Annotated in this window: 22 protein-coding genes and 2 tRNA genes; 14 read left to right on the forward strand and 10 right to left on the reverse strand. The window is 61.1% G+C overall.

From position 1 onward, the window contains the following. The first annotated feature begins 219 nt into the window (after nucleotides 1-219). Nucleotides 220-903, forward strand: a complete 684-nt coding sequence (locus HYPGJ_RS05045) for a hypothetical protein (RefSeq protein WP_046846165.1) — start codon at nucleotides 220-222, stop codon at nucleotides 901-903. 30 nt (nucleotides 904-933) lie between these two features. Here the strand turns inward: HYPGJ_RS05045 and HYPGJ_RS05050 are convergent, their stop codons facing one another. Both HYPGJ_RS05050 and HYPGJ_RS05055 read right to left on the reverse strand, forming a co-directional pair. Next, nucleotides 934-1,659 (reverse strand): LuxR C-terminal-related transcriptional regulator, encoded by a 726-nt coding sequence (locus tag HYPGJ_RS05050; protein WP_046846166.1) that lies wholly within the window; start codon nucleotides 1,657-1,659, stop codon nucleotides 934-936. A 298-nt stretch (nucleotides 1,660-1,957) separates the two neighbouring features. Then, the gene (locus HYPGJ_RS05055) at nucleotides 1,958-2,818 is read right to left on the reverse strand and encodes a ferritin family protein (protein WP_046846167.1); all 861 of its coding nucleotides are present in this window, start codon (nucleotides 2,816-2,818) and stop codon (nucleotides 1,958-1,960) included. 206 nt (nucleotides 2,819-3,024) lie between these two features. Between HYPGJ_RS05055 and HYPGJ_RS05060 the strand changes: the two genes are divergently transcribed. Genes HYPGJ_RS05060 through HYPGJ_RS05090 form a run of 7 tightly spaced genes read left to right on the forward strand, consistent with a single transcriptional unit; the run spans nucleotide 3,025 to nucleotide 11,867 of the window. Continuing rightward, nucleotides 3,025-5,202, forward strand: a complete 2,178-nt coding sequence (locus HYPGJ_RS05060; protein ID WP_244466045.1) for a NosR/NirI family protein — start codon at nucleotides 3,025-3,027, stop codon at nucleotides 5,200-5,202. 41 nt (nucleotides 5,203-5,243) lie between these two features. Beyond that, nucleotides 5,244-7,169, forward strand: coding sequence for a TAT-dependent nitrous-oxide reductase (gene nosZ / locus HYPGJ_RS05065; protein ID WP_046846168.1), 1,926 nt, complete (start codon nucleotides 5,244-5,246; stop codon nucleotides 7,167-7,169). A 30-nt stretch (nucleotides 7,170-7,199) separates the two neighbouring features. Then, nucleotides 7,200-8,573 carry a nitrous oxide reductase family maturation protein NosD gene (locus tag HYPGJ_RS05070; protein ID WP_046846169.1) on the forward strand — a complete coding sequence of 458 codons (1,374 nt, stop codon included), beginning with the start codon at nucleotides 7,200-7,202 and terminating at the stop codon, nucleotides 8,571-8,573. Beyond that, the gene (locus HYPGJ_RS05075) at nucleotides 8,570-9,493 is read left to right on the forward strand and encodes an ABC transporter ATP-binding protein (protein WP_013215842.1); all 924 of its coding nucleotides are present in this window, start codon (nucleotides 8,570-8,572) and stop codon (nucleotides 9,491-9,493) included. The genes HYPGJ_RS05070 and HYPGJ_RS05075 overlap by 4 nt, the downstream gene beginning before the upstream one ends. Further along, nucleotides 9,490-10,320, forward strand: a complete 831-nt coding sequence (locus HYPGJ_RS05080; RefSeq protein WP_046846170.1) for an ABC transporter permease subunit — start codon at nucleotides 9,490-9,492, stop codon at nucleotides 10,318-10,320. The genes HYPGJ_RS05075 and HYPGJ_RS05080 overlap by 4 nt, the downstream gene beginning before the upstream one ends. Continuing rightward, complete coding sequence (locus HYPGJ_RS05085; RefSeq protein ID WP_046846171.1) at nucleotides 10,317-10,868, forward strand: nitrous oxide reductase accessory protein NosL; 552 nt, start codon at nucleotides 10,317-10,319, stop codon at nucleotides 10,866-10,868. Before HYPGJ_RS05080 ends, HYPGJ_RS05085 begins: the two co-directional genes overlap by 4 nt. Before the next feature lie 9 nt (nucleotides 10,869-10,877). Further along, nucleotides 10,878-11,867: an FAD:protein FMN transferase gene (locus HYPGJ_RS05090; RefSeq protein ID WP_046846172.1), complete on the forward strand. Its 990-nt coding sequence runs from the start codon at nucleotides 10,878-10,880 to the stop codon at nucleotides 11,865-11,867. Here the strand turns inward: HYPGJ_RS05090 and HYPGJ_RS05095 are convergent. The 3 genes from HYPGJ_RS05095 to HYPGJ_RS05105 all read right to left on the reverse strand — a co-directional run bounded on the left by HYPGJ_RS05095 (nucleotide 11,862) and on the right by HYPGJ_RS05105 (nucleotide 13,247). Beyond that, nucleotides 11,862-12,065 carry a hypothetical protein gene (locus tag HYPGJ_RS05095; protein WP_046846722.1) on the reverse strand — a complete coding sequence of 68 codons (204 nt, stop codon included), beginning with the start codon at nucleotides 12,063-12,065 and terminating at the stop codon, nucleotides 11,862-11,864. The two genes, HYPGJ_RS05090 and HYPGJ_RS05095, sit on opposite strands and share 6 nt — an antisense overlap. A 231-nt stretch (nucleotides 12,066-12,296) precedes the next feature. Then, on the reverse strand, nucleotides 12,297-12,836 hold the full coding sequence (fae, locus tag HYPGJ_RS05100) for a formaldehyde-activating enzyme (protein WP_046846173.1): 540 nt from the start codon (nucleotides 12,834-12,836) through the stop codon (nucleotides 12,297-12,299). A 336-nt stretch (nucleotides 12,837-13,172) separates the two neighbouring features. Next, nucleotides 13,173-13,247: transfer RNA gene (locus HYPGJ_RS05105), tRNA-Gln, on the reverse strand. A 281-nt stretch (nucleotides 13,248-13,528) separates the two neighbouring features. Here HYPGJ_RS05105 and HYPGJ_RS05110 point away from each other — a divergent pair. Beyond that, a tRNA-Pro gene (locus HYPGJ_RS05110) sits at nucleotides 13,529-13,605 on the forward strand. A 97-nt stretch (nucleotides 13,606-13,702) separates the two neighbouring features. Here HYPGJ_RS05110 and HYPGJ_RS05115 read toward each other — a convergent pair. The 3 genes from HYPGJ_RS05115 to HYPGJ_RS05125 form a co-directional block, all read right to left on the reverse strand. Further along, on the reverse strand, nucleotides 13,703-14,998 hold the full coding sequence (locus HYPGJ_RS05115; RefSeq protein ID WP_046846174.1) for a DUF2130 domain-containing protein: 1,296 nt from the start codon (nucleotides 14,996-14,998) through the stop codon (nucleotides 13,703-13,705). Between the two features lie 104 nt (nucleotides 14,999-15,102). After that, complete coding sequence (locus tag HYPGJ_RS05120) at nucleotides 15,103-15,924, reverse strand: cytochrome c (RefSeq protein ID WP_046846175.1); 822 nt, start codon at nucleotides 15,922-15,924, stop codon at nucleotides 15,103-15,105. A gap of 13 nt (nucleotides 15,925-15,937) precedes the next feature. Further along, nucleotides 15,938-16,717 carry a cobalamin-binding protein gene (locus tag HYPGJ_RS05125; RefSeq protein WP_046846176.1) on the reverse strand — a complete coding sequence of 260 codons (780 nt, stop codon included), beginning with the start codon at nucleotides 16,715-16,717 and terminating at the stop codon, nucleotides 15,938-15,940. 215 nt (nucleotides 16,718-16,932) lie between these two features. Here HYPGJ_RS05125 and HYPGJ_RS05130 point away from each other — a divergent pair, with 215 nt between their 5' ends. Then, nucleotides 16,933-17,646, forward strand: a complete 714-nt coding sequence (locus HYPGJ_RS05130; protein WP_046846177.1) for a helix-turn-helix domain-containing protein — start codon at nucleotides 16,933-16,935, stop codon at nucleotides 17,644-17,646. Between the two features lie 18 nt (nucleotides 17,647-17,664). On the opposite strand, the gene HYPGJ_RS05135 is transcribed toward HYPGJ_RS05130, so the two are convergent. Beyond that, nucleotides 17,665-19,182, reverse strand: a complete 1,518-nt coding sequence (locus HYPGJ_RS05135; RefSeq protein ID WP_046846723.1) for a PLP-dependent aminotransferase family protein — start codon at nucleotides 19,180-19,182, stop codon at nucleotides 17,665-17,667. A 357-nt stretch (nucleotides 19,183-19,539) separates the two neighbouring features. Between HYPGJ_RS05135 and HYPGJ_RS05140 the strand changes: the two genes are divergently transcribed. The 4 genes from HYPGJ_RS05140 (at nucleotide 19,540) to HYPGJ_RS05155 (ending at nucleotide 24,152) form a co-directional block, all read left to right on the forward strand. Then, the gene (locus HYPGJ_RS05140; RefSeq protein WP_046846178.1) at nucleotides 19,540-21,363 is read left to right on the forward strand and encodes a methanol/ethanol family PQQ-dependent dehydrogenase; all 1,824 of its coding nucleotides are present in this window, start codon (nucleotides 19,540-19,542) and stop codon (nucleotides 21,361-21,363) included. 90 nt (nucleotides 21,364-21,453) lie between these two features. Further along, nucleotides 21,454-22,164, forward strand: coding sequence for an MOSC domain-containing protein (locus HYPGJ_RS05145; protein WP_046846179.1), 711 nt, complete (start codon nucleotides 21,454-21,456; stop codon nucleotides 22,162-22,164). 146 nt (nucleotides 22,165-22,310) lie between these two features. Further along, entirely contained in the window at nucleotides 22,311-23,318 is a 1,008-nt protein-coding gene (dusA, locus tag HYPGJ_RS05150; RefSeq protein WP_083984039.1) for a tRNA dihydrouridine(20/20a) synthase DusA, read from the forward strand. 9 nt (nucleotides 23,319-23,327) lie between these two features. Continuing rightward, a complete protein-coding gene (locus HYPGJ_RS05155) occupies nucleotides 23,328-24,152 on the forward strand; it encodes a sulfite exporter TauE/SafE family protein (RefSeq protein ID WP_046846181.1) in 825 nt (274 codons plus the stop codon). A gap of 63 nt (nucleotides 24,153-24,215) precedes the next feature. On the opposite strand, the gene HYPGJ_RS05160 is transcribed toward HYPGJ_RS05155, so the two are convergent. Further along, nucleotides 24,216-25,721: a phosphomannomutase/phosphoglucomutase gene (locus HYPGJ_RS05160; protein WP_046846182.1), complete on the reverse strand. Its 1,506-nt coding sequence runs from the start codon at nucleotides 25,719-25,721 to the stop codon at nucleotides 24,216-24,218.

Below are 25,721 nucleotides of genomic sequence, written 5' to 3' on the forward strand. Positions count from 1 at the left end.
GCGGCTCTCCCTCTCTCTCCGGCAACGAACTCCACTTAATACCTATGCCTTGCGTTGACGGCTGCAACTTAAAGTAGTAGTTTTGTGCTCGATTAGTCTTCAACGGGCGAGATCGTGATGCGTCAGTGTGATGTGTTTGACCACGGCATGGCGAAGACGTGGGACGGCGTGACAGTGCCCGGGATGGGCGGCGTAAGTATCTGACTGCGCGGAGCTGACATGGTTCGAACGCTCGAAGGCCTCGTAATTGCGATCCCGGCGGCGGCAACGGCGACGGGATCGGCTATCGCCGGATTGATCGCTGCGGAGCAAGGCGAATTGCTCTTGGGAGCGCAGACGACAACGCAGCTCAAGTCGGTCGAGCGATCAATTCGGCCGGGCGAGATTTCGTATCCGGTTCAGGTCGATATCGAGCAGGCAAAATCCGTCGATGAGTTCTTCAAGATCGCGATCGCACAGTTCGGACGGATAGATGCCATCGTTCTGGAAACAAAATTTCCGAAGCGATCGACGTTGATCGAAAAATCGATCGGTTCGGGTGTGCGACGGTTGCTGTACTGTCTCGATGCCGCCCTGCGCTATTGCTCGGGCGATCTCCACATCGTGACGATTTCGCCGGGAGCGGACCGCTACGCCATTCCCGTTGCAAACGCCTTTCTCGGCGGCCAGCTTGCGACGCGGAAGACGGCGACATCTCCGGCCTTGACTGTGCGCATGTCGGTCATCTCACTTGCCGACCGCGCGAGCTCCGAAAACGGAACATGGGCGCGGACCGTTCTGCATGTATTGCGGGAGAGGCGAAACGTCGACGTGACCGAAACAGTTTTGTGGCAGCAGCCTGAGCAGCAGGAGACGCGGTCAAAGCGCGCCTCGGCGCGGTCCAAAATCACGTTGCCGATGTGAGGCAAGCGACTGCGCCGTGTTCGTTGAACGTCAACGGCGATTTCTCGCCGGCGGCAGCAAATTCAGCTGATTTGCGAGATTTGCAGCGCGCGTGCGATTCGGGAGATGCAACTTTTGCAGCACGGCGGTGACGTGGCGTTTCACGGTATTCAGCGAGCAGGAGAGTTCCTCGGAAATTTCGAGGTTACTCTTGCCTGCCGCGACTAGCAGAAGCACTTCGCGTTGCCTCGGACTCAAACTGTCGATGTCGGGATGGGCTTGGTATGAACGCTGCGGTTCCGCAAACTGGCCGACCAGCGCCTTCGAGATCGTATCCTGCAGCAACGCCGGGTTCAGCGTCACGGGCATCTGCCATCCATCGTCCGCCGTGTCGTGCCGCGCCCAAGACGAGACGTCGACGTGCATGAGAAGCGCGCCGCTGCCAGCTTCCGGGCTGACCGGCACGCCGAGCACCACGATCACGGTCTTGGCGCGCGGTGTGCGTGACGAAATCACGAACGAGGTTATGGTTCGCTTGCGTCTCAGAAGCGCCTGCACATCCGCGCGGCTGGCTTCATCTGCGCAGTGGTCGAAATAGGAGTCGCCGACTGTGAAACGCCCGAGAAGCGGGTTCGCATCGCGGTCCGCTTGCCCCGCATGTGCAGACTGGGTGCCAGGCTGACTGCCGTGCGTCTGAATGCCGGTGATGATGCCGCGACTGTCGATGAGCACGACGTGAACCGGCGGCTCTCGCAGGTCGGACTTGGGAGAAGTCATCTTTGCCTCGGACTTGGCGGGCTTAGCCCTGCGTTGAAAATCGGCCGCGACTAGTGTCGACGCACTATACCTTTATCGCCAGCCGGTGCACCCGGTGGCTTAGCCAAGCCGTGCCACAAGCGCTATTTGCTACGACCTGCGCATCAGCATCTGCAATCAGAAAGTCAGCCGGGGATCGCACGTGAGCGGTAGTACCGTCCATCAATCTATGGTTGATTTTTTGGACGAGGAGCGCACCCGCATCCCAAGGACTAATCCCCGGGAGCTCGTGCGGGCTCGAGCGCGAAGATTGGCGACCTCAGGCCGACATTTTCGATCGCATCGCCGCCAACCGATCGATGGCGTCTGTCGCGAGATCTTGAGCGGCAATGAGCACCCGCTCATTTCGCGAGATTTCCGCCAGATGCAGATAAGCCTCGGCGAGATATTCGCAGAGCGCGACCGGGTCTTCCCTGCGCTCTGCCGGCAGCGCGATGATCGAGAGCCGTTGATGCGTGATGGTTTCAAGTGCGTCGAGCTTTTCGGCGGCTTCGCGTGATGTCGCAGCATATCGTCGAAGAACCGCGTCGTCTGTTGTTCGGCCGTCATGTTGCTCAATAAGAAGAGCGAGGCGGCGTTCGGTGGCGGCCAGCGCGCCGAGGGTTACGGACTCCGCTTTCGCAGCGCGCCGATTCGAATGAAAGGCGAGACGCCGCTCCTGGCGCAGGACCGAGACATGATCCAGTTGCTCGCGCGCCATACGCTCCGCAGCTTCCTTGACCTCTCCGTCTGCCTGCGCTGCCACATAAGTCCAAAACGTAAATGAACGCTCTTCATATCGCACTGCGATGGCTAGCGCGCGATAGGGTGTCATCAGGCTGGACTGCGCGATTTCTTCCGGCGACACGTCGAATGCATCCGGTATGGGCCACGGTGCAACCGTCGCAACGGCCGCGCCTTTATGCTCCGCCGCCCATTCGGCAACACGGTCGACATGATCTCGCTCAAACTTCGCGAGTAGCTCGAAGATATACGCCAACGGCAACGAATTCTGCTTTCGCAGTGCGTTGGCCGTTTCCGTGTAATGCCGAACGGCATCGGCTTCCATCGCGCGTGCCAGCGCGAAGAATTCTCCCATCGAACGGAGTTGGCCAGCCGGCTCTGATTTCAGGGTCGACATTATGTCCTCATGCAAGCATGTTACTCTGAGCGCTCAACAATCCACGATGTTTGCGTCAGATCAAATCGGTCCCCGATATTTCCTACTATCCGGAGAACATTAGGAGGGTCTTTGTGATCGTAAAACTGACACGTTGGCTTTGCGTGACAATAATTGCCTGCGGTCTCCTTTCGTGGATATCACCGGCGATCGCACAGTCGAAGCTGATGGAGTTTGCGGGTCACGCTGCGCCGCAAGATTTCTTTCCGAAGGCGACCCGTTTTGGGACGCCTCAAGGCGAGCCGCCGATTCTTCCGGTGTACGCGGACGAAACGCTCGCCGGTTACGTTTACCTCACGACCGACTTCACCGGCGCAGTCGGCTACTCCGGCAAGCCGATCCGCATTCTCGTCGGCATCGATCCCCATGGCGTGCTGACCGGCTTCAGGCTTGTCGAGCACAAAGAACCGATCGTGCTCGTCGGCGTGCCGGAAGCACGCGTCGTTGGCGCCTTAAATAAGCTCATCGGGGCTCATGTCGGGCCGATCGCTACGGGCGCCCAGCAGCCGCCGCAGCCGGATATCGTCAGCGGCGCGACCGTGACCGTCCTTGTGATGGCCGACAGCGTCGTGCGCTCCGCCGTTCGACTCGTGAAAAGCGGGCGTCTTTCGCCAGGAGATGCCTCATCCGCCGGTTCGGCCGCAGCAGCGGCTGCAACGGAAACGAAGTCGCTCGATCTCGCCCAGAACGAAACCCGCGATTGGCAAAGCCTGCTCGGCGACGGCTCCGTGCGGCGGCTGACGCTTTCCGTGTCCGAGATCAACAGCGCTTTCGAAAAATCCGACAACAAAGACGCGGCGGCGCATCCCGAGGACGGAAAACCCGAAGACACTTTCATCGATTTGTATGCAGCGCTCGTCACACCTCCGGTGATTGGAAAAAGTCTCCTCGGCGATTCCGTGTACGACCGGCTGCAGAAGCGCCTGAAGCCCGGCCAGCAGGCGATGTTGATCGCAGGTAACGGCATCTATTCCTTCAAGGGATCGGGCTACGTTCGCGGCGGCATCTTCGATCGCATTGAACTCGAGCAGGCCGGTTCCGGGGTTCGCTTCCGCGATCGCAATCATGAGAGGCTTGGCGATCTCGCGGCGCAAGGCGCACCCATGCTGCGCGAAATCGGGTTGTTCACTGTGCCAACCGACTTCGCCTTCGATCCGACGGAGCCCTGGGACCTCCGGCTTCTTGTGCAGCGTGCGACCGGCACGCGCGAGAAAGCCTTCCTGACGTTCGATCTCCCGTACACGCTTCCCGACCGTTATATCCGTCGCGAAAAAATTGCTCCGCCTGCAGCAAAACCGGCGGCCCTCAGTCAAGCCGGGGTCGCAGCGCCCGCTTCGCCGGCGGCGTCGTCCGAAGTGGCGAGCGGAGACGAGCCGCTGTGGAAGCAGATGTGGCAGCGGGAGACCGGCTCCATCGCGATCACGCTGGTCGCGCTCGCGATACTCACCGGCATCTTCTTTTTCCAGAATGCTCTCGTCAGACGGCCAGTCTTCTACACCTGGCTTCGGCGCGGCTTTCTCGCCTTCACGCTTGTCTGGCTCGGCTGGTACGCCAACGCGCAGCTCTCCGTCGTCAATGTTCTGACATTCACGAACGCGCTCGTGACCGGCTTCAGCTGGGAATACTTTCTGATGGCGCCGCTGATCTTCATTCTCTGGTCGGCGGTGGCGATTTCGCTGCTGTTCTGGGGACGCGGCCCGTTCTGCGGCTGGCTGTGCCCGTTCGGCGCGCTTCAGGAGCTGATGAACTCCGCCGCCAAGGCCGTCGGCATTCCGCAGTTGCGCGTCGCGTGGAATTTGCACGAGCGTTTATGGCCGATCAAATACGTGATCTTCCTCGTCCTCTTCGGTGTGTCGCTCTACTCGATCGCCGCGGCCGAGCATCTCGCCGAGGTCGAGCCCTTCAAGACCGCGATCATCCTGAAGTTCATGCGCGAGTGGCCGTTCGTGCTGTTTGCGGTCGCGCTGCTGACTGCGGGCCTGTTCGTCGAGCGTTTCTTCTGCCGCTACCTGTGTCCGCTCGGTGCCGCGCTCGCGATCCCCGGACGTTTGCGCATGTTCGAGTGGCTGCGCCGCTGGCCTGAATGCGGTTCGCCGTGTCAGCGCTGCGCCAACGAATGCCCCGTTCAGTCGATCCATCCGGAGGGACACATCAATGTCAACGAGTGCATCTACTGCATGCACTGTCAGGAGCTCTACTACGACGACCACCGATGCCCGCACATGATCCAGGTGCGGCTGAAGCGCGAGCGGAGCGCGGCTCTCGCATCGCCTTCGACTCAAAATCCTCCGACGAAGCCGGTGCGGCCACTCATCAGCTATGTCGGAAAAATCGTGAAATCGTAGCCTGGCGATAAACACGCCATCTTTGACGTGAGGAGATTCTTATGACCAGCAAGAAAGAGACGAAGGGCCTGACACGGCGCGACATGCTTGGCCAGACAAGTGTGATTGCCGCCGCAGGTGTATCCGGAATCGCAGGCGGAATTGGCGCTTCCGAACTCGTGAGCCGGGCGAACGCTCAGGCCGCCGGCAGCGCGGCGCACAGTAAGATCGACGTCGCGCCGGGAGATCTCGACGAATACTACGTGTTCTTCTCCAGCGGACAGTGCGGAGAACTCCGCATCGTCGGCCTTCCTTCGATGCGTGAACTGATGCGCGTGCCGGTGTTCAATCGCTGCAGCGCGACGGGGTGGGGACAAACCAACGAAAGCCTCAAGGTTCTGACCGAGAATCTTACGCCGGAATCGCGTGAATTCTTGAAGAATCGCGGCGGCACCTACGTGAACGGCGATCTTCACCATCCGCATATCTCGTTCACCGACGGCACCTACGACGGCCGTTACGCCTTCATGAACGACAAAGCCAACACCCGCGTCGCGCGCGTCCGCCTGGACGTGATGAAGTGCGATAAGATCATTCAGCTGCCGAACCAGCACACGGTGCATGGCCTCCGCGTGCAGAAATATCCGCGCACGGGCTATGTTTTCTGCAACGGTGAAGACGGCGTGCCGCTTCCCAACGACGGCAAGGTTCTCAACAGCCCGAAAGACTACTACTCGATCTTTACCGCCGTCGACGGCGACACGATGAAGGTGGCGTGGCAGGTCATCGTCGACGGCAACCTCGACAACGTCGACGCCGACTATCAGGGCAAGTACGCGTTCGCGACCTGCTACAATTCCGAGGGCGGCGTGACGCTCGCCGAAATGACCGCCAAGGAGCAGGACTGGCTGACCGTCTTCAACATCAAGCGCATCGAAGAGGCGGTGAAGAAGGGCGACTTCAAGGAAATGGGCGGCGTGCCGGTCATCGACGGCCGCAAAGGTTCGCCCTACACGCGCTACATCCCGGTCTCCAACGGTCCGCACGGCATCAACACCGCGCCGGATGGCATTCATATCGTTGCCAACGGCAAGCTGTCGCCGACGTGCACCGTGTTCGACGTACGCAAGTTCGACGATCTGTTCGATGACAAGATCAAGCCGCGCGATACTGTCGTCGCCGAGCCCGAACTCGGACTTGGACCGCTACACACCGCCTATGACGGCAAAGGCAATTGCTACACGACGCTGTTCATCGACAGCCAGATCTGCAAGTGGAACCTGGATCTCGCAAAGCGCGCCTACGCGGGTGAAAAGGTCAATCCGATCATCCAGAAGCTCGACGTGCAGTATCAGCCCGGCCACAATCACACCTCCATGGGTCAGACCAAGGAAGCCGATGGCAAATGGCTGATCTCGCTGAACAAGTTTTCGAAGGATCGCTTCCTGAACGTCGGTCCGCTGAAACCTGAAAACGATCAGCTCATCGACATCTCGGGCGACAAGATGGCCGTCGTACACGACGGCCCGAGCTTTGCCGAACCGCACGACGCGACCATCGTTCATCGCTCCAAGATCAATCCGGTGTCGATCTGGAATCGTGCCGACCCGATGTTCGAAGACGCGGTCAAGCAAGCGAAGGCCGATGGCGTCGATCTGGAGAACGACTCGAAGGTGATCCGTGACGGCAAGAAGGTTCGCGTCTACATGACGTCGACCGCTCCGACGTTCGGATTGACCGATTTCCAGGTCAAGCAGGGCGACGAGGTCACAGTCTATGTCACCAACATCGACGCTGTCGAAGACCTGACGCACGGCTTTACGATCGTCAATTATGGCGTCGCGATGGAAGTCGCGCCGCAGGCGACGGCATCCGTGACCTTCACCGCCGATCGTGCTGGCGTTCACTGGTACTATTGCCAGTGGTTCTGCCACGCCATGCATATGGAAATGAAGGGCCGTATGCTCGTCGAGCCTCACGGCGCTTGAGCAAGGAACGACGTGAGACCGATCCTACGTATGCTGACGGCAGTGCTTGTCGTGGCGGGATTTTCCCGCCACGCCAGCGCCGCGCAGATCGCCGCTACGCCTGGGCAAACGCTGCAGGCTGTGGTGGAGCATGCGCAGGACGGTGACGTAATCGAGCTTGCTCCAGGAGATTATCGCGGCCGGCTTCGGATTGAGCGACCTGTCTCGCTCGTCGCAAAATCCGGGGCGACCGTAATCGGTGATGGCGAGGGAAGCGTCATCACCGTTAACGCGCCCGACGTGACCATCAAAGGCCTGACGATCAAGGGCTCAGGCCGCGATCTTCAAGGCATGGACTCCGCGGTGTTCCTCGCCAAGACTGCCGAGCGCGCTCTGGTCGAAGGCAATCGCATCGAAGGCAATCTGTTCGGCGTCTACGTGCACGGCGCGACGGACGCGCAGGTTCGCGACAACGTCATCGAAGGGTTACGCGATATCCGCATCGCCGACGCTGGCAACGGTGTCTCGCTCTGGAATTCGCCCGGCGCGAAGATCGTCAATAACGACTTCCGCTATGGACGCGATGGCATCCTCGCCAATACCAGCCGCGACAACGTCTTCAGCAAAAATCGTTTTCGTGATCTGCGCTTCGCCATCCATTACATGTACACGAACAACAGCGAGGTGAGCGACAACGTCTCGATCGGCAACACCGTCGGGCTTGCGATCATGTTCTCGCATCACCTGCGCATTCATGGAAATGTCTCCGACGGCGATCGCGATCACGGCTTGCTGCTCAACTTCGCCAATAATTCCGAGATTTCCGGAAACTTCGTGCGCGGCCGGCTGCAGCCGCAGGAGCGTTGGCTGAGTTCGGGAGTCGCTGGCAAAGCTGCGAGCGAGGACGGGATGCTGCCCGTCGGCGATCACGCGCCGTCGCTCGCGCACGGCGCTCGCATCGGACCGGAAAAATGCGTATTCATCTACAACGCCAACAAAAATCGATTTGTCGATAACCGCTTCGAGGGCTGTGAAATCGGAATACATTTCACCGCCGGGTCCGAAGGTAACGAGATGGTCGGCAACGCCTTCATCGGAAACCGCAATCAAGTCAAATACGTCGGCACGCGTTACCTCGACTGGTCGAAGAACGGCCGCGGAAACTTCTGGAGCGACAATCCCGCCTTCGATCTCAATGGCGATGGCATTGCCGACGCGGCTTACCGTCCGAACGACATCATCGACAAGGTGTTGTGGACGGCGCCCGAGGCCAAGGTGCTGGTCAACAGTCCGGCGGTGCAAATCATTCGCTGGGCGCAGGCGCGCTTCCCCGCAATGCTTCCCGGTGGCGTCGTCGACACGCATCCGCTGATGGCGCCCACGCCGTTGCCCGCGCAAAACTATGGCGAGGGAGCGCGGCCATGACAGCCATCGTCGAACTCGAGCACATTGAAAAGCGCTACGGCGCGATCGCGGCGGTGAATGATGTCTCCTTCGCGCTGCAGCCGGGCGAGTCGGTTGCTTTGATCGGCCACAACGGCGCCGGCAAGACGACGCTCTTCAAGATGATGCTCGGGCTTTCACGTCCGACGTCGGGCGACATCCGCGTGCTCGGCGATCACCCCGCCGCCGGAGAGTTCGCAGCGCGCAAGCGGCTCGGTTATCTGCCCGAGAGCGTTTCGTTCAACGGCGCGCTGACGGGCCGCGAGGTGCTGTCGTTTTATGCCCGCCTCAAGGACGCATCGACTGATAAAATCGACAGCCTTCTCGAGCGCGTCGGTCTTACGGCCGCCGCGGACCGGCCGATCCGGACGTATTCGAAAGGCATGCGCCAGCGGCTCGGCTTGATCCAGGCGCTGTTCGGCGATCCGTTGCTGCTTCTCCTCGACGAGCCGACGACCGGCCTCGATCCGGCGTTGCGGCTCGAATTCTACGAGATCGTGCAAGAGCTGCAGCAGCAGGGCGCAACGATCGTGCTCTCGTCGCATGCACTGACGGAGCTCGAGGAACGCGCCAGCCGCATCATCATTCTCAATCGCGGACGGATGGTTGCCAACGGCTCGATCGACGAGCTGCGCAAGCTCGCAGGGTTGCCGATCAAGATTCGCGTCACCGTCGCCTCCGGAAAGGCGGAAAAACTTTCGGCGCTCGTCGGACCGGTTCCGAACTGGCGCGAGATCAACGGCCATCTCGTCGAATTCGACGCGGCGCCGGGCGCCAAGATCGAACTCATCCGTCGCGCGACCGATGCTGCAGGACCCGCACAGGATGTTGCGATCCTGCAGCCGACACTCGACGATCTCTACGCGCACTTCCTGCGCCGTCACGGCGAGGCCGCAGCATGACCAACATCTTGCTCATCGCCTGGAAGGAAATTCAGGAGTGCCTGCGCAATCGCTGGGTCGTTGCGATGACCTTGCTGCTCGCGGCGCTCGCGCTGTCGCTGACGTTCCTTGGCAGCGCGCCGACTGGCAACGTCGGAACGTCCGCGCTCGACGTCGTGATCGTCAGCTTGTCGAGCCTGACGATCTTCGTCATACCGCTCGTCGCGCTCTTGATTTCGCACGATGCGATCGTCGGCGAGATGGAGCGCGGCACGATGCTGCTGCTGTTGAGCTATCCGGTCAGCCGCCTTCAGGTTCTGCTCGGAAAGTTCTTAGGCCACCTCGCCGTTCTGACGTTCGCGACCGCGTTCGGCTATGGCGCTGCCGCCATCGCGCTGATGGCCTCGGGAGCTGAGATCGGAGGCGGAAGCTGGGCCGCCTTCGCCGGCATGATCCTGACATCGATCTTGCTCGGTGCCGTTTTCATCGCCATCGGCTATCTGATCAGCGCGCTCGTGCGCGAGCGGGCGACCGCTGCCGGGATCGCGATCGGCGTCTGGCTGTTGCTGGTGGTTCTTTTCGACATGGCCCTGCTCGGAGCGCTGGTGGTCGACCAGGGCCGCACGATTTCCTCCGCGGCCTTGAGCGGCATGCTGCTGTTCAATCCGACTGACGTGTATCGCCTGTTCAATCTGGCGGGAGCCGAAAACGTCAGCGTGCTAACGAACATGTCCGGCATTGCCGATCAGGCCAGTCTCAGTCCGGCCGTACTGCTCGCCACACTCGTGATCTGGGTCTTGGTGCCGCTGACGCTCGCCGGGCTGACCTTCTCGCGGAGGGAGCTATGACGCGGGCTGGGCTCCTCATCGGCGTGATGCTCTCGTTTGCGCTCGCAATGGCGGGCTGCCGGGAAAAGGCGAGCGAAGCGCCGCCACCGCCGCAGCATCTGACCGCCGATGCGACAGGCCACTACTGCGGCATGGCTCTCGCCGAACACCCTGGGCCCAAAGGCCAGATCATTCTTGCCAGCCGAACCGACCCGGTGTGGTTCTCGTCGGCTCGCGACGCCTTCGCGTTCACGATCCTCGCGGAAGAATCCAAGGACGTGCGCGCAATCTATGTCTCCGACATGGGCAAAGCGCCGACCTGGGACAAGCCGGGCGACGACAACTGGGTCGACGCACGTCAGGCATTTTTTGTCGTCGACAGCCGCAAACAAAGCGGGATGGGCGCGCCGGAAACGGTGCCGTTTTCGGATCGCGCCGCAGCCGACAAGTTTGCCGAAAGCAACGGCGGCCGCGTCTTGTCGTTTTCCGAAGTGCCGCACGACTACGTGCTGACGTCGGATACCGGAGCAGACGCCACTCGATCAACTGAAGCCATCGGTTCGCCCTAGGAGCGCGATATGACGAGCTATCCTACACGGCGAAAATTCGTCACCATCACGGCTGCAGCCGCAGGCATGGGCCTCCTGCCGTTCGCGCGATCGCATGCCGAAGAGCAAGCTGCCCTGCTCGAATGGCAGGGCGTTTCGCTCGGCAGCGTCGCAACGATCCGGATCTATCATCCCGATCGCGAAGCAGGCCGCAAACTGATCGATCGCGTGGTTGCTGAAGCGCGCCGCCTGGAGATGATTTTCACGCTCTACGACAAAGATTCCGTTCTTTGCGATCTCAATCGCCGTGGCGTCCTCGTCGCGCCGCCGCCGGAACTGGTCGACGTGCTGCAGCAATGCGACCGCGCCTGGAATGTGACGGGAGGCGTCTTCGATCCGACCGTGCAGCCGCTCTGGACCTGCTACTACAAGCACTTCGCGGAAGCCGGAGAAACCACGCCGCCGCCGGCCGAAAAGCTTGCGCAGTCGCTGCAACTCGTCGGCTGGCGACAAGTGAAATTCAGCCGTGATCAGATCGTTTTTGACAAGCCAGGCATGAGCTTGACGCTCAATGGCATCGCGCAGGGATATATCACCGATCGCGTCGTCGATCTGCTGCGCGAAGCGGGCCTTGAAAGCTGCCTCGTCGACATGGGCGAAATACGTGCGCTCGGCACGCATGCAGACGGCAAGCCCTGGCGCGCGGCGCTGCAGGGACCTGTCGATACCGCAAAGACGCCGGCAGCGATCGACCTCGTGAACAAAGCGGTCGCGACATCGGCCGCCAGCGGATTTCAGTTCGATAAGTCCGGGCAATCGAACCACATCTTCAATCCGGTCACCGGCCGCTGCGCCGATCCTGCGCGAGCCCTGTCCGTCGTCAGCGACACTGCGGCGTCGGCCGATGCGCTATCGACGGCGTGCGCGCTCATGGAAGACAAGCAGATCGTCGAATTGCTGCGGCGGGCAGGCGGAACGCGCGCTTTCGTCTCGACCGCCGCTGGAACGGTGGAACTATAGCGGTTCGCGGGATTTGGTTTTGCTCCGCCAACGGTCGGTCAGCGTTTCCCAGAAGGCCCCGATAGCGACGAGCGCAACGATCAGGAACAACCCGATCACCATCTGGATGATGCCGAAATTCGGGGCGTCGCGCGCAACGAAGACGGCCGCGATAAGTGCCGAGATGAACATGATCGGGCGAACGAGCAAGTTGAGCACGACGGCCTCCAGATCTGCAATTGATCCGGCGATTCTAGTTGGCCCCTCAAACCCGCGTTTGATTGGCATCAAGATTTTTGAGTGTTGCTGCAATTTGAAGGGTCGGTCGGACGCCAACGGTTAACGGCGACTGCAACACGCGCGGGCAGCAATATCGCTGACAGGGAAAAAATTGGGCGGCACGCTTCCCAGGAAGCGCACCGCCCATCGTTGCTCGTAAGAAATGAGGTGTCAGTTCTCGACGACGCCCTCGAGAGCGTAATGCTTGATCGATTTGCGGTTCTTGATCAGCTCATCGATGCTGGGTTCGCCCTTCAGCGCCCGGGCGATGGCCAGTTTCATCGCCTCGTAGTTGGTCCGGTAGAGATCTTTCTTGTCGAGTTCGGCATGACCGGCGCAACGCGGGTCGAGCCACACCGTCACAACGATGCAGAGATCGTCGACGGTGTCTTTGGGGATGACGCCATCGGAAACGCTGTCCACGACGGCATCAGCGATGGCGCCCTGCACCACGCCGCCGAACAGCTCGATGTATTCCGCGGACGAGATGGTGACCTTGGACGTCATCATCGTGGCGGGGCGTGCGAGCTGGTTGAGGTCGCGGATCGCAAAGAAACGGGTATGTCCGACGGATTGGCCCATCATGCTTGCGAAGGCGTGGCCAACCGGGCCGTTCACCGAGCCGATCAACACTTCCGGCATCGCATCGGTGTATTGGCCTTCGGCGGCGAGGACGGTCGCTTCGCCGGCTTTGAAGATAATGTTCGTCATGGGTTCTCCGAAGAATGGTGCGTGTCGTGATAGTCCGTACAAATGGATGACCCGTCGAGCCATCCATGCGGATCGGATGGAGCAACGGGACTTGAATATCAAGCCTGCAAAATCGCGAGGCATGTCCAAGGTCAATCGAGGAGAATTGTCTTCAGCGGTTCGGCGCGAGCCGATTGCTTGCGCGCGATGAAGAGGCCACGCGTCAAACGCGTATCTCGTCGGAGCTGCGAGAATTCTTTGCGTCTTTAGGAAAAAACAAAGCGCGAGATCAGAAACGACGCCAAGCTATCGAGTGGAAATGATCTCACAACGATATGCGAATACGGCTGCAAACAATGGCTGGGATGCCAGGATTCGAACCTGGGAATGGCGGAATCAAAATCCGCTGCCTTACCACTTGGCTACATCCCATCATGCCGTTTGGAAAACCGGCGCCAGAGCCCCGGCGGAGCGGCACCATAGTCAGTCGTCGCAGGGGCGGCAATGGTGCGTGGCAAAGCGCCACCAGCCGCCTGTGGAAGGGTTCGAAGACACGAAAGCTCCGCAGTCCCGACGCGGCATTTGGACTTGTCACACCAATCACATCAAGCGCTTGCAGGCCACCCTCCAGGTCGCTATAACGCCCCTCTCTTAGGTGCCTTACTATCTCGCGCGCCTCGGAGAAAAAGCCTAAACTCAGGCAGACGGTCGGGCGGAGCGTAGCGCAGCCTGGTAGCGCACTTGCTTCGGGAGCAAGGGGTCGGAGGTTCGAATCCTCTCGCTCCGACCAGTCTTTTCAAAGAGTTAGCGTTTCCCCGATACAACGCTGTCCAAGAAATTACCCTCGAAACCTCGGGCGAGTGGCGGCACCGCATTGCGCGGCGCGCTCACAGCTCATTCGTGTCGTTGGATGAGATCGCGGCGTCAGGGCCGTCCAGCAATTCCAGATCGAGCCCGTCGATTTCTTGCAGGCTACGCCCGGCGATGCCCTGCAGGTCGCCGTACATGCCGACGGTCGATTCAACGACGCCCCTGATCTGAGCCTCGCGCTTCGCCCAGAGCCGCGTCATCGCCTTGCGCTCGCGATCGAGGTCGGCCTGCATGTCGGAAATCTTTTCGATGATCGCCTCGACGCGTTGGCGAAAGCGCGGCCCGGTCAGATATTGATAGACAAGCTCGACCTTCGTTTTCTGGCCTTCGCCGGAATCCCGCGCCATCGCGAGCTCGATCAGCGACTGACGGAGCACCACGGCGACTGCGAGAGCGCACCGCGTCTCGGCCACCCAGACTCCATCGATGAGGTCGAATGCGACGACGCCTTTCGGGAGCGCGCTGGTGATCAGCAGGGCGATCTCGGCTTTTGCCGAACGCTGATCCTCGCGCAGTTTTGCGAGCCAGGCATCGCTGAAGTTCTTGGTCCGCTTCAACTCCCAGAGAATCGTGCCGCAAACCTGGTTTTGCGATCCGACGACGCGATGCAGAACATCGCCGCCGAATTCGCCCTTCGGCACCGGCTCGATGGCGTCGCGCGGAAAACGCGAACGAAGCATGGCTTCAAGCTCAAGCTCGAGAACTTCTCCCTGCAATTGCTGCGAGCCTTGCTCGGCGCGGCGCTTCAGATCCTCGATCTGTTTGCGCATGCCGTCCATCTGCTGATCTTTTTCGGCCATGCGCAGCTTGAGGCCTTCTTCGGCATCGAGCTTCGCCTTGTCGCGAACGGCGGCCAGCGAGGCCTGCACTTTTTTCTCGACCGTCAGATCGAGTTCGCGCCGCGCGTCGTCCAGATCCCGTTGCTTGCGAAGCAGCTCGGCTTGCGATTTTTGCGCTTCCTCGAGCTTGACGTTACGTTCTTTCAGGATGTCCTGAAGCTCGCTGATCTCTTTCGCTTTGCGATCGAGATCTCCTGCGGTGCGCAGCTTGGCCTTCTGCGCTTCCTCGGCTGCGATGGCTTCACGCTCGGTTTGCAGGCGCGTCCGGATCTGCTCCTCGATCGACGCCTTCTGACGTTCGATCTCCGCCTGCCGATCGCGAAGCGTGGCCTCGCGCACGCCCATCGCCTGTTCCTTGTCGGCGATGATTTTCTCGTATCGCTGGCGCGTCGCGGCGATCAGCGGGCCCGCGAGAGATTCGTTGAGCTTGATCTCGGTGCTGCAGTTCGGACAGGTGATGGTCGGATCGCTCATTCTTTTTCCCTCACGCAAGCTCACGGATCGTTATTGCTGCGATTCGCAAGGCAAAATAACGCAACGGCCCGCTCGGCCCATAAACCGCCGGCAAGCCCGGGCGGTCAGCGCTTCGCCGAATACGCCAGGAACGCGATCAACGCGTCGATTTCGGCGTCCGGAATTTTTTCGGGCCCGAAGCCCAGCATTTGCTGTTCCGGCCACCTGCGCACGGATTTCGGATCACGGATCAAGGCGTGAAGCCCAACGGCCGTCATATATGTCGTGACATTCATCGGCTTGCCGAGGTCCGGGCCGGTCGCGCTTTCTCCCGCGCCGTTGAGGCGATGGCAGGGAATGCAATTCTTGATGAACGATGCTTGCCCAAGACGTTCCTTGGCGTCGCTCGCAAGGGAGGAGTCGACCGCGAGCTGCGGCCAGCGGCGAACGGGATCGTCGACGCCAGTCAGTCCGGCAAGCGCGTACGGCCATTGTTCGCTGCCGACGCTCGAGCGTTCCGGATTCTCCCAAACGAGGTAAAACGGCCCGGCGCTCACTTGCTTGTCCGGCAGGTTCGGCCACGGCGCCTTCGGCTCTTCGATCGCGATCCACGCGACGGAGCCGCCCGATGCGCCCTGCATGATCAGTGAAACCGGTATCTGAGACACGAAGCCGTCCTTGGCCCGCGCTTCGATCGTCGTGAAGCCGAGCTTGCCGACGTCGCCGATCAGAGCGATGAGCGGCACGGCGCGATACGTCATGGCGCGGCGATAGGAGACATCGGCCGGGATTGTGATCGTCTTTGCGTCGGGCCTGATGAGCAGTTCGTGTGCGCTGAGACTGAGCACGCCCTTGCCGAACGAGAACGAGAGAATGTTTTCCTTCGCGGCGAGCGGCGCGACGTTCAGCACCGTGATGATGATAAGCGCCAGAAATCTGATCAGCATGAGAACTCGCGATTCAAGCAAGGGCATTGCGGATGGCAGTGAGCCCGTCGGTCAGCGCCGCCGGGCCGGGCTGTAGAATAAGCGGAGATTTGATCTCGTGAATGCGGTTATTGGCGACGGCCGGCATGTCGTGCCAGCCCTGACGCGCCGAAATCTTCTCGGGCCGGACTTTCTTTCCGCACCACGACGCCAGAATGACGTCCGGCGCGCGCGAGAGCACGTCGTCGGCGGAAACGATGCGATCCTTGGCGGCCGCCGCTGATCGCTTTTCCGCAAAGATGTCGTCGCCGCCCGCGATTTCGATCAATTCGGAGACCCAGCAGATTCCGGAAATCATCGGATCGTCCCACTCCTCGAAATAGACGCGCGGACGCGGCGTGCGCGAGCGCGTTTCGGAGGCGACCGCGCACACGCGGTCTTCGAGCGAGCGCGCCAGATCGTTCGCCTTGTCCGGACAGCCGATGAGCGCGCCGACGGTGCGGATCATGGCGAAGATGCCGGAGAGGTCGCGCTGGTTGAACACATGAACGGCGAGACCGGCGCGAGCCAAGTCGCCCGCAATATCGGCTTGGATGTCGGAAAACGCCAGCACGAGGTCGGGTTCGAGCGCGGCGATCTTCGGGATGTCGGCTGACGTGAAGGCCGAGATGCGCGGTTTTTCATGCCGCACGCGGGGCGGGCGGACAGCGTATCCCGACACCCCGACGATGCGATCTTCCTCGCCTAGGAGATAGAGCGTTTCGACGGTCTCTTCGGTGAGGCAGACGAGTCTGCGGGCAGGGAATTCGCGCATGCCCTTGTGTAGCAGATGTGATGATGTTGCAGTAGCTCGGGTGGCCGTCAGCCGGTCCATTGCGACAGCCGCGCAGCGGGCGCTATCCGAGGGCACTTTGGGCGGGCTCTTCGCCGCACGGCCAAGCCCCTTGGTCGCACAGCGCCGAAACATTAAATGCGGTACGAGAGATATTGGTTTTCAGATTTTTCATTTAGGTCCGGGACGAGAGCGACGTGACGCACCCGCAACCCATCCGCTGCGACGCTTGCGCGGTCCGTCACAGGGCTGTCTGCGGCGCGCTGGGGCCCAGAGAAGTTGAGCGGCTGAACGCGATCGCGCGCCATCGGACAATTTCGGCGGGGCAGGCGATCGTCGGCGACCAGGACCGCGTCGTGTCCTTTGCCAGCATCGTGTCCGGGGTCGTCAAACTGACGAAAACCCTGTCCGACGGACGCCAGCAGATCGTCGGCCTGCAGTTCGCGTCCGATTTCCTCGGACGCCCGTTCCGCGACCGTAGCGTGTACGAAGCGACTGCCGTGAGCGACGTACACCTTTGTATCTATGACCGTCGCCAGTTCGAGCAGCTGGTACGCGAGTTCCCGGGCTTCGAGCGCCGGCTCTTTGAAAATACGCTGGATGAACTCGACGCCGCGCGCGAGTGGATGCTTTTACTCGGCCGGAAAAGCGCCGAGGAAAAGGTCGCGAGTTTTATCCTCATGGTTTCGAAGAAGCTGGAGAGCATCAACGGTCAGGGGGGCGAGGGGCGGCCGGCAAAATTCGAACTACCGATCACGCGCACCGAGATTGCCGATTTTCTTGGGCTGACGATCGAGACCGTCAGCCGGCAGGTGTCTCGCCTCAAGAGCGAAAAGATCATCGCGCTCGAAGGATTGCGCACGGTCGCCGTGCTCGACCTCGCACGCCTCGAAAAAGCGAGCAGCGGCTGACGCCAGCGCGGGACGAATTCAGGCACGGCACACCGACGCCTCATGCGCATCCTCTGCCTGCGTCTTGTTCTGCACGGCGTCCGCGAGACGCTCGATGCCCGTCGCGATCTGCTTTTCCGACAGCGACGAATATCCGAATATGAGATAGCGTTCGACATCCGGACGCGTCGGAGCGATCACGGCCGAGCGCGGTGAGAGGTCGTAAACGCCGACGCCGCAATTGAGCGCGCGCGTGAGGATTTCCGGCGCCGCGGGCAAATGATCGGGCGTGCGCCAGACCATATGCATGCCGGCTTCCGCTCCGATTGTCGTTCCGTCACCGAACGCGCGCCCCAACGCTTGCAGCAGCGCATCCCGTTTGCCGAGATAATGCTGACGAATCTTTCGCAGATGCCGCGCGTAGCCGCCGGTGTTCATGAAGTCTGCGAGAACAGCCTGCTCCAGCCACGGCTGACCATTGTTCGTCAGGGCCTTGTAGCGGCGCGCAGCAGGCATCAACTCCGGCGGCACGACGACATAGCCGAGACGAAGCCCAGCTCCGAGACATTTCGAAAACGTGCCTACATAGAAAACGCGATTGGCGCTATCGAGCGCTTTCAACGCGGCCAGAGGCGAGCCGACATACCGGAAGTCGCTGTCGTAGTCGTCCTCGACGATGTACGAGTCCGTTTTGACCGCCCAAGCCAGCAACTCAAGCCTGCGATCCAGCGGCAGCGTGCAGCCCATCGGATATTGGTGCGAAGGCGTCACGTAGGCGACAGCGTTGGTGACGTCGGGAAGCTGCGCAACGTCGAGGCCTTTTTCGTCCACGTCGATGTGATGCAGGTTGGCGCCGAAGGACTCGAACAAATACGAAGCGCCCGCATATCCCGGCGACTCCACGATCGCATGCGTTCCCGGCGACATCAGCATGCGGCATACGAGATTGAGCGCTTCCTGGCAGCCGCCCGTGATGATGATCTGCTCCGGCTCGGCGATGATTCCGCGCGCGGGACGAAGGTGATCCGCAATGGCTTGCCGGAGCTCGGGGACGCCCGTCGGATCTCTGTATTCGGTTAGCGCCGAACCAGCACTCAGCAATCGCTTGTTCGTGAGACGCGTCCACGTTCTCAACGGAAACGAGCGCGGATCCGGACGACCGATCCAGAAATCGATCGCGATCCGATGCGCAAGCTCGTTGACGAGTGTGTGCGAGCGGATTTTTGGAAGCCGCGACCGGTCATGCGCGGGCGTGCCGGTCGGCTTCTTGTGTTCGAGGTCCGTCTGCAGTGCGTGCAGAGCCTGTTCCGGGATTTCGCGGGAAACGAACGTGCCCACCGACCTCGCGGTTTCGATGTAGCCCTCATCGGCGAGCCGCGCGAGGGCCAGCGTGATCGTGATCCGCGAGACCTGGAGTTGCTGGCAAAGATGCCGGCTGCCCGGCAGGCGCTGGCCTGAGCGAAGCTGACCGGCGAGGATCATTCCCCGGATTTGCTCAAAAACCTGAGTCTGCAGATTGAGCGACGACTCTCGATCGACTTCAAGCGGAAGCTGCACATCGTCCTCCGATGGACCTACGAAAAAAGCGCCGATCTTCGGAAGTCTATAGCCACCCGGCTGAAGCGCATAGGTCCATGACCGGCTTGATGCATAGGGCCGGTCGAGATCTGCCGGTCGTGCGCGAATATAAAATTGAAAATGTGCAATCGGCGACAGCCGATCTCCCGCTGGACTTAGCAAAATGTCCCGATGCGGAGCTACTGAGCCGATCAACTTTACGTCAGCATCGAGTTACCGCGCACGCGGCCGATTTTCACGGAGCTTCCGAAATTGCTCCGGAGATCCGGCCTCAAGCGTGGTGAGAACCTCGCAGCAAAGAGGTTCGAATAACAATGGCAATTGGAGGAAGTGGTAATGCGCAAACTCATGTTTGCGGCGAGTGTCGCGGCAGCGGCACTAGCCTCGCCAGCGTTGGCGAACGACGACGTGGCCAAGAATCAGGCCAACCCGAACTTCTGGGCCTCGCAATCGGGTGACTACGCCGCGACGCGCTATTCGACGCTCGATCAGATCAACACATCGAACGTCGCCGATCTCAAAGTCGCCTGGACGTTCTCGACCGGCGTGCTTCGTGGACACGAAGGATCTCCCCTCGTGATCGGCGACGTCATGTATCTTCACACGCCATTCCCGAACATCGTGTTCGCTCTGAACCTTGCGGATGAGCAGAAGATCATCTGGAAATACGAACCGAAACAGGACCCCTCGGTCATTCCGGTGATGTGCTGTGATACGGTCAACCGCGGCCTCGCGTATGCCGACGGCAAGATTATTCTTCAGCAAGCCGACACAAACGTCGTCGCTCTCGACGCCAAGACCGGCAAGGAACTTTGGAAGGTTGCCAACGGCGATCCGAAGCGCGGCGAGACGGCAACGAACACCGTGCTGATCGTTCGCGACAAAGTCATTACGGCAATCTCGGGCGCCGAGTTCGGCGTGCGCGGCTACGTGACGGCTTATGACCTGAACAGCGGCAAGAAGGTCTGGCGCGCCTACAACATCGGACCGGACAATGAAATTCTGTTCGACGCTGAAAAAACAACGTCGCTCGGCAAGCCGGTCGGCAAGGATTCGTCGCTGAAGACTTGGAACGGCGATCAGTGGAAGATCGGCGGCGGCACGCTCTGGGGCGGCTGGTCCTACGATCCCGAAGCCGATCTCTTCTATTATGGCTCGGCCAACCCTTCGACGTGGAACCCTTCGCAGCGCGCTGGCGCGGATGGCAAGCCGATAGACCAGAAATGGACGATGGCGATCATCGCCCGCAATCCCGATACTGGTGTCGCGAGCTGGGCGTATCAGATGACGCCGTTCGACGAGTGGGACTATGACGGTGTCAACGAGAACATCCTCGTTGATCTCGACATCAAGGGGCAAAAAACGCCGGCGCTTGTGCACTTCGATCGCAACGGCTTCGCCTACACGCTCAATCGCAAGAACGGCGAGCTTCTGGTCGCCGAGAAGTTCGATCCGGTCGTGAACTGGGCAACCGGCATCGACATGGACAAGGCGAGCCCGAACTATGGCCGTCCGATCCGCGTCGCCAAGTATTCGACCTTCCGCGACGGCAAGGGCGCCGACGTCAACACCAAGGGCATTTGCCCTGCGGCTCTCGGCTCGAAAGACATGCAGCCGGCTTCCTTCTCGAAGCTGACCGGCTTGTTCTACGTGCCGACGAACCACGTCTGCATGGACTATGAGCCGTTCAAGGTGTCTTACACCTCGGGCCAGCCCTACGTCGGTGCCACGCTTTCGATGTTCCCGGCTCCCGACAGCCACGGCGGCATGGGTAACTTCATCGCCTGGGACGCGTCGCAAGGTAAGATCGTCTGGTCGAAGCCCGAGCAGTTCTCGGTCTGGTCGGGTGCTCTGACGACCGCTGGCGGCGTCGTGTTCTACGGCACGCTCGAAGGCTACTTCAAAGCCGTCGACCAGAAGGATGGCAAGGAACTGTTCAAGTTCAAAACGCCGTCGGGCATCATCAGCAACGCGATGACGTACACCCACGGTGGCAAGCAGTACGTCGGCGTGATGTCGGGCGTTGGTGGCTGGGCCGGGATCGGTCTTGCCGCAGGCTTGACGAACCCGAACGATGGTCTGGGTGCTGTCGGCGGCTACGCTGGCCTGAAGCAGTACACCAACCTTGGCGGCACGCTCACGGTTTTCTCGCTGCCCTAGCGCTTCCTCCAATAGTGAAGGTCTGCGAGAACTTTGGCCGGCACGGTTCCACGCACCGTGCCGGTTTTTATTGCTAAGAGTTCAGCGACGATGACCTTGAATCACAGATATCCGATCATCTCTGAAATAAACGTGGGCGAGATCGTTGCGATCGGGCCCCAGCGGGCGCCGACTGGAATTTTCAAACGCGCGACGGCAGGGCCGTGGCATGTCGCGAGCGACGGACTGCTCGGCGATCATCAGGGCGACCGCAAAAATCACGGAGGACCCGAGAAGGCGATCCATCAATATCCAGCCGACAGCTATGCCGTATGGCGGAGCGAGTACCCGAGCTTGATTCCAATCCTGGAGCAGGGGGCTGCTTTCGGCGAAAACCTATGCCTGCCGCTGATGACCGAGGAAACCGTCTGCGTCGGCGATATCTATCGGATCGGAGAGGTGGTGCTGCAGATCAGCCAGGGCCGGCAGCCGTGCTGGAAGCTCAATCTGAAATTCGATCGGCCGGACATGGCGTGGCTGGTGCAGAAAACCGGACGCACGGGCTGGTACTATCGCGTTCTGAAGAGCGGCCGGATCGAACCGGGTTCGACGGTCGACCTCGTCGAGCGGCCGCATCCGGACTGGACGATCGCGCGGCTCAACGCCGTCATCGCTTCCCGCAGCCTTGCGCATGACGAGCTGAGCGAGATGGCTGCGCTGTCCGTTCTCGCTGAGTCCTGGCGCAACCTCGCCCGCCGGCGCTTGGAATCACGCCAGGTTGAAAGCTGGTCCAAACGGCTCGGACAGAACTCGGAAAGCTAGTCCGAGAGAAGCACAATACGCTCCGTTCACCCTTGCGACCGACGTGCACTCGCCAAAGGGCCGGCGTTGGCTTATCGAATGCCCGCATAAGTCATGCGCGGCGCGGCTCGATCCGTGCTTAGGCGAAACGAAAGCAAGTGAAATCAGTGACCTACCCGGCGCATCGATTCAGTATCGCCCCCATGATGGATTGGACGGACCGGCACTGCCGCGTCTTTCACCGTCAGCTGACGGCGCGCGCGCTTCTCTATACGGAAATGGTGACGGCCGATGCCGTCATTCACGGCGACCGCGCGCGTCTGCTCGGATATTCCGAAGTCGAGCATCCGATCGCACTCCAACTCGGCGGCTCCGATCCGGCGAAGCTCGCCGAAGCTGCGCGTATCGGCGCCGGGCTTGGCTACGATGAAATCAACCTCAACGTCGGATGCCCGTCGGATCGCGTACAGGAAGGCCGGTTCGGCGCTTGCTTGATGTCCGAGCCCGAACTCGTGGCGGCATGCGTCGCCGCGATGCGCGCGCATCAACCTGTGCCCGTCACCGTCAAATGCCGGATCGGCATCGACGATCAGGACGCGGAAGAAGACCTGCGCCGCTTCATCGATGTCGTCGCCGATGCCGGATGTACTCGTTTCGTCGTGCATGCGCGCAAGGCGTGGCTGAAAGGCCTGTCGCCGAAAGAGAACCGCGAGGTTCCACCGCTCGATTACGAACGCGTCTATCGTCTGAAGGCCGCGCGTCCCGACCTTGAAATCGTCATCAACGGCGGCATCGAAACGATCGAAGAGGCTCGCAGGCATCTCGATCACGTCGACGGCGTCATGCTGGGGCGTGCCGCCTATCAGAATCCCGCGATCCTCGCCGACGTCGATCGTCTGATCTTTGACGCCGGTACGGAAAGTCCGACGCGAGCAGCCGCTCTCGAAGCGATGCTGCCTTATATTGAGCAGCACTTGAAGCGCGGCGGCCGCCTTTCGAACATCACGCGCCACGTTCTCGGCCTTTATCACGGACAGCCGCGCGGCAAGACGTTCCGGCGCCATCTGAGTGAAGGCGCGACGTCGGCGGACGCGACCGCCGATGTGCTGCGTGACGCGATTGCGATCGTCGAGCGCCGCGCCGACGAGGCAAGCGACAGTTCGCGGGCAGCATAGGAACTCCCAATGCTGGCCGTCGTCTCGGGAGACAATCTGGCGGTCCTGCTTCTGTTGCTCGCAGTCGCTGGTCTGCTAGGCGGATTCCTTTCCGGATTGCTCGGCATCGGCGGCGGCGGCGTCCTCGTGCCGGTTCTCTACGAAGTTTATGGCGCGATCGGCGTGCCGGAAGACGTCCGCATGCATGTGACGCTCGGGACGACGCTCGCCGTCATCGCGCCGACGGTGTTGCGATCGTTCGCAGCGTTTCGCGCGCGCGGAACTGTCGACATCGACATCGTGCGGCGCATGGGACCTTGGATTTTCGTCGGTGTCACGGCGGGCATTTTGATTGCAGATCATGCCAGCAGCGTCGCGTTGCGCTGGGTCTGGGTTATTTTCGGAACCGCACTTGCAATCAAGATGGCGCTCGGCCGCGACGACTGGCGCATCGCCAACACGTTGCCCAACCCGCCGTGGCTCGAAGGCGCTGCTTTCGGTATCGGAACGATCTCGACGCTGATGGGCATCGGAGGCGCTAGCTTCACGGTTCCGCTGCTGACGCTATTCGGCAGGCCAATTCTGCAAGCCGTCGCGACGGCGACGGGCCTCGGCCCGATCATCGCGATCCCCGGACTTGTCGGGTATGTGATTTCGGGCTGGGGCGTGGCGGGCCTTCCACCGCTCTCGCTCGGTTATGTCAACGCCGGAGCGCTGTTGATCGCGCCGCTCGGCGTCTTGGCCGCACCGTATGGAGTGAGGATGGCGCACAGCATTCCGAAACGTGCGCTCGAACTGGCGTTCGCCACCTTCCTCGCCTGCGTCGCGCTGCGCTTTTTAATGACGCTTATTTAGTTGGCGCCGGCGACTCGCGTTCCGCAAGCCGGCCGCCGGCGCCGACTAAAACTCGGCGCCAACTCAAACAGCAATCTTCTGATTGTATTCACCGACCTCCGGGAAGCGCGACAGCTGCTGGTCGATGTCCTTGAAGATCGCCTTCATGTTGGCTTCCGACGTCGGGCTTTCGACGACGACGACAAGCTCGGGCTTGTTCGACGAGGCGCGCACGAGGCCCCATGTGCCATCTTCCAGCATCACGCGCACGCCGTTGACGGTGATCAGATCGCGAATAGCCTGACCCGCGACATGGCCGCCGCTGTCCTTCTGGCGCTTGTAGTGCTCGGTGATGCGCTCGACGACATCGTATTTCTTTTCGTCGTCGCAATGCGGCGACATCGTCGGCGAACTCCACGTCTTCGGCAGCGCGTCGCGAAGATCGGCAATCGACTTATCCGGATTGCGGTCGAGCATATCGCAGACGGCAAGCGCCGCGACGAGGCCGTCGTCGTAGCCACGTCCGAGCGGCGTGTTGAAGAAGAAGTGGCCGGACTTCTCGAAACCGACCAGCGTCTTGTTCTCGAAGTTGAAGCGCTTGATGTAGCTGTGGCCGGTTTTCCAATACGTCGTGGTCGCGCCGTTCGCGATGAGGACGGGATCGGTCGTGAACAGGCCCGTCGATTTCACGTCGACGACGAACTTCGCGTTGCGATGGAGCGAAGAAATATCGCGGGCCAGCATGACGCCGACCTTGTCCGCGAAAATCTCGTGCCCGTCGTTCGCGACGACGCCGCAGCGATCGCCGTCGCCATCGAAGGCAAGCCCGACGTCGGCGTTGGTTTCGCGAACCTTGGCCGCAACCGCGTGCAGCATCTTCATGTCTTCGGGGTTCGGATTGTGGTTCGGGAAGGAATGATCGAGGTCCGTGTTCAGCGGAACGACCTCGCAGCCGACAGCCGACAGAACTTCTGCCGCGAACGCACCCGCCGTTCCGTTGCCGCATGCTGCCACGACTTTGAGACGGCGCTTCAGCTTCGGGCGGTTCGTCAGCGATTTGACGTAGCGCTCGGCCATGTCGTGCACGAAGATATAACGGCCGCCGGTGCGCGTTTCATAGTCGCCGTTGAGAACGATCGATTTCAGCTCCGACATGTCGTCGGGTCCGAACGTCAACGGTCGCGACAGACCCATCTTGATGCCCGTCCAGCCGTTGTCGTTATGGCTGGCGGTGACCATCGCCACGCCTTCGACGTCGAGTTCGAACTGCGCGAAGTACGCCATCGGCGACAGCGCGAGACCGATGTCGTGGACCTCGCAGCCGCCTGCCAGAAGTCCGGTCATCAGCGCCTGCTTCACCGCGCCCGAATACCAGCGGTAGTCGTGCCCGACGACGATGCGTCGGGGAACGCCGCGCCGCGTGAACAGCGTCGCCATGCCGAGCCCGACGGCATTGAGACCCATCAGATTGATTTCTTCGGGGAACAGCCAGCGCGCGTCATATTCGCGAAAGCCGGTCGGCTTGACGAGCGGCAGTCGTTCGAAATCGGCGGTGTTGGGTTTGAGGTCGGCGCGTGGCTTCGGCAGCAT

This window comes from Hyphomicrobium sp. GJ21 (genome assembly GCF_001006785.1).
GTDB lineage: Bacteria > Pseudomonadota > Alphaproteobacteria > Rhizobiales > Hyphomicrobiaceae > Hyphomicrobium_B.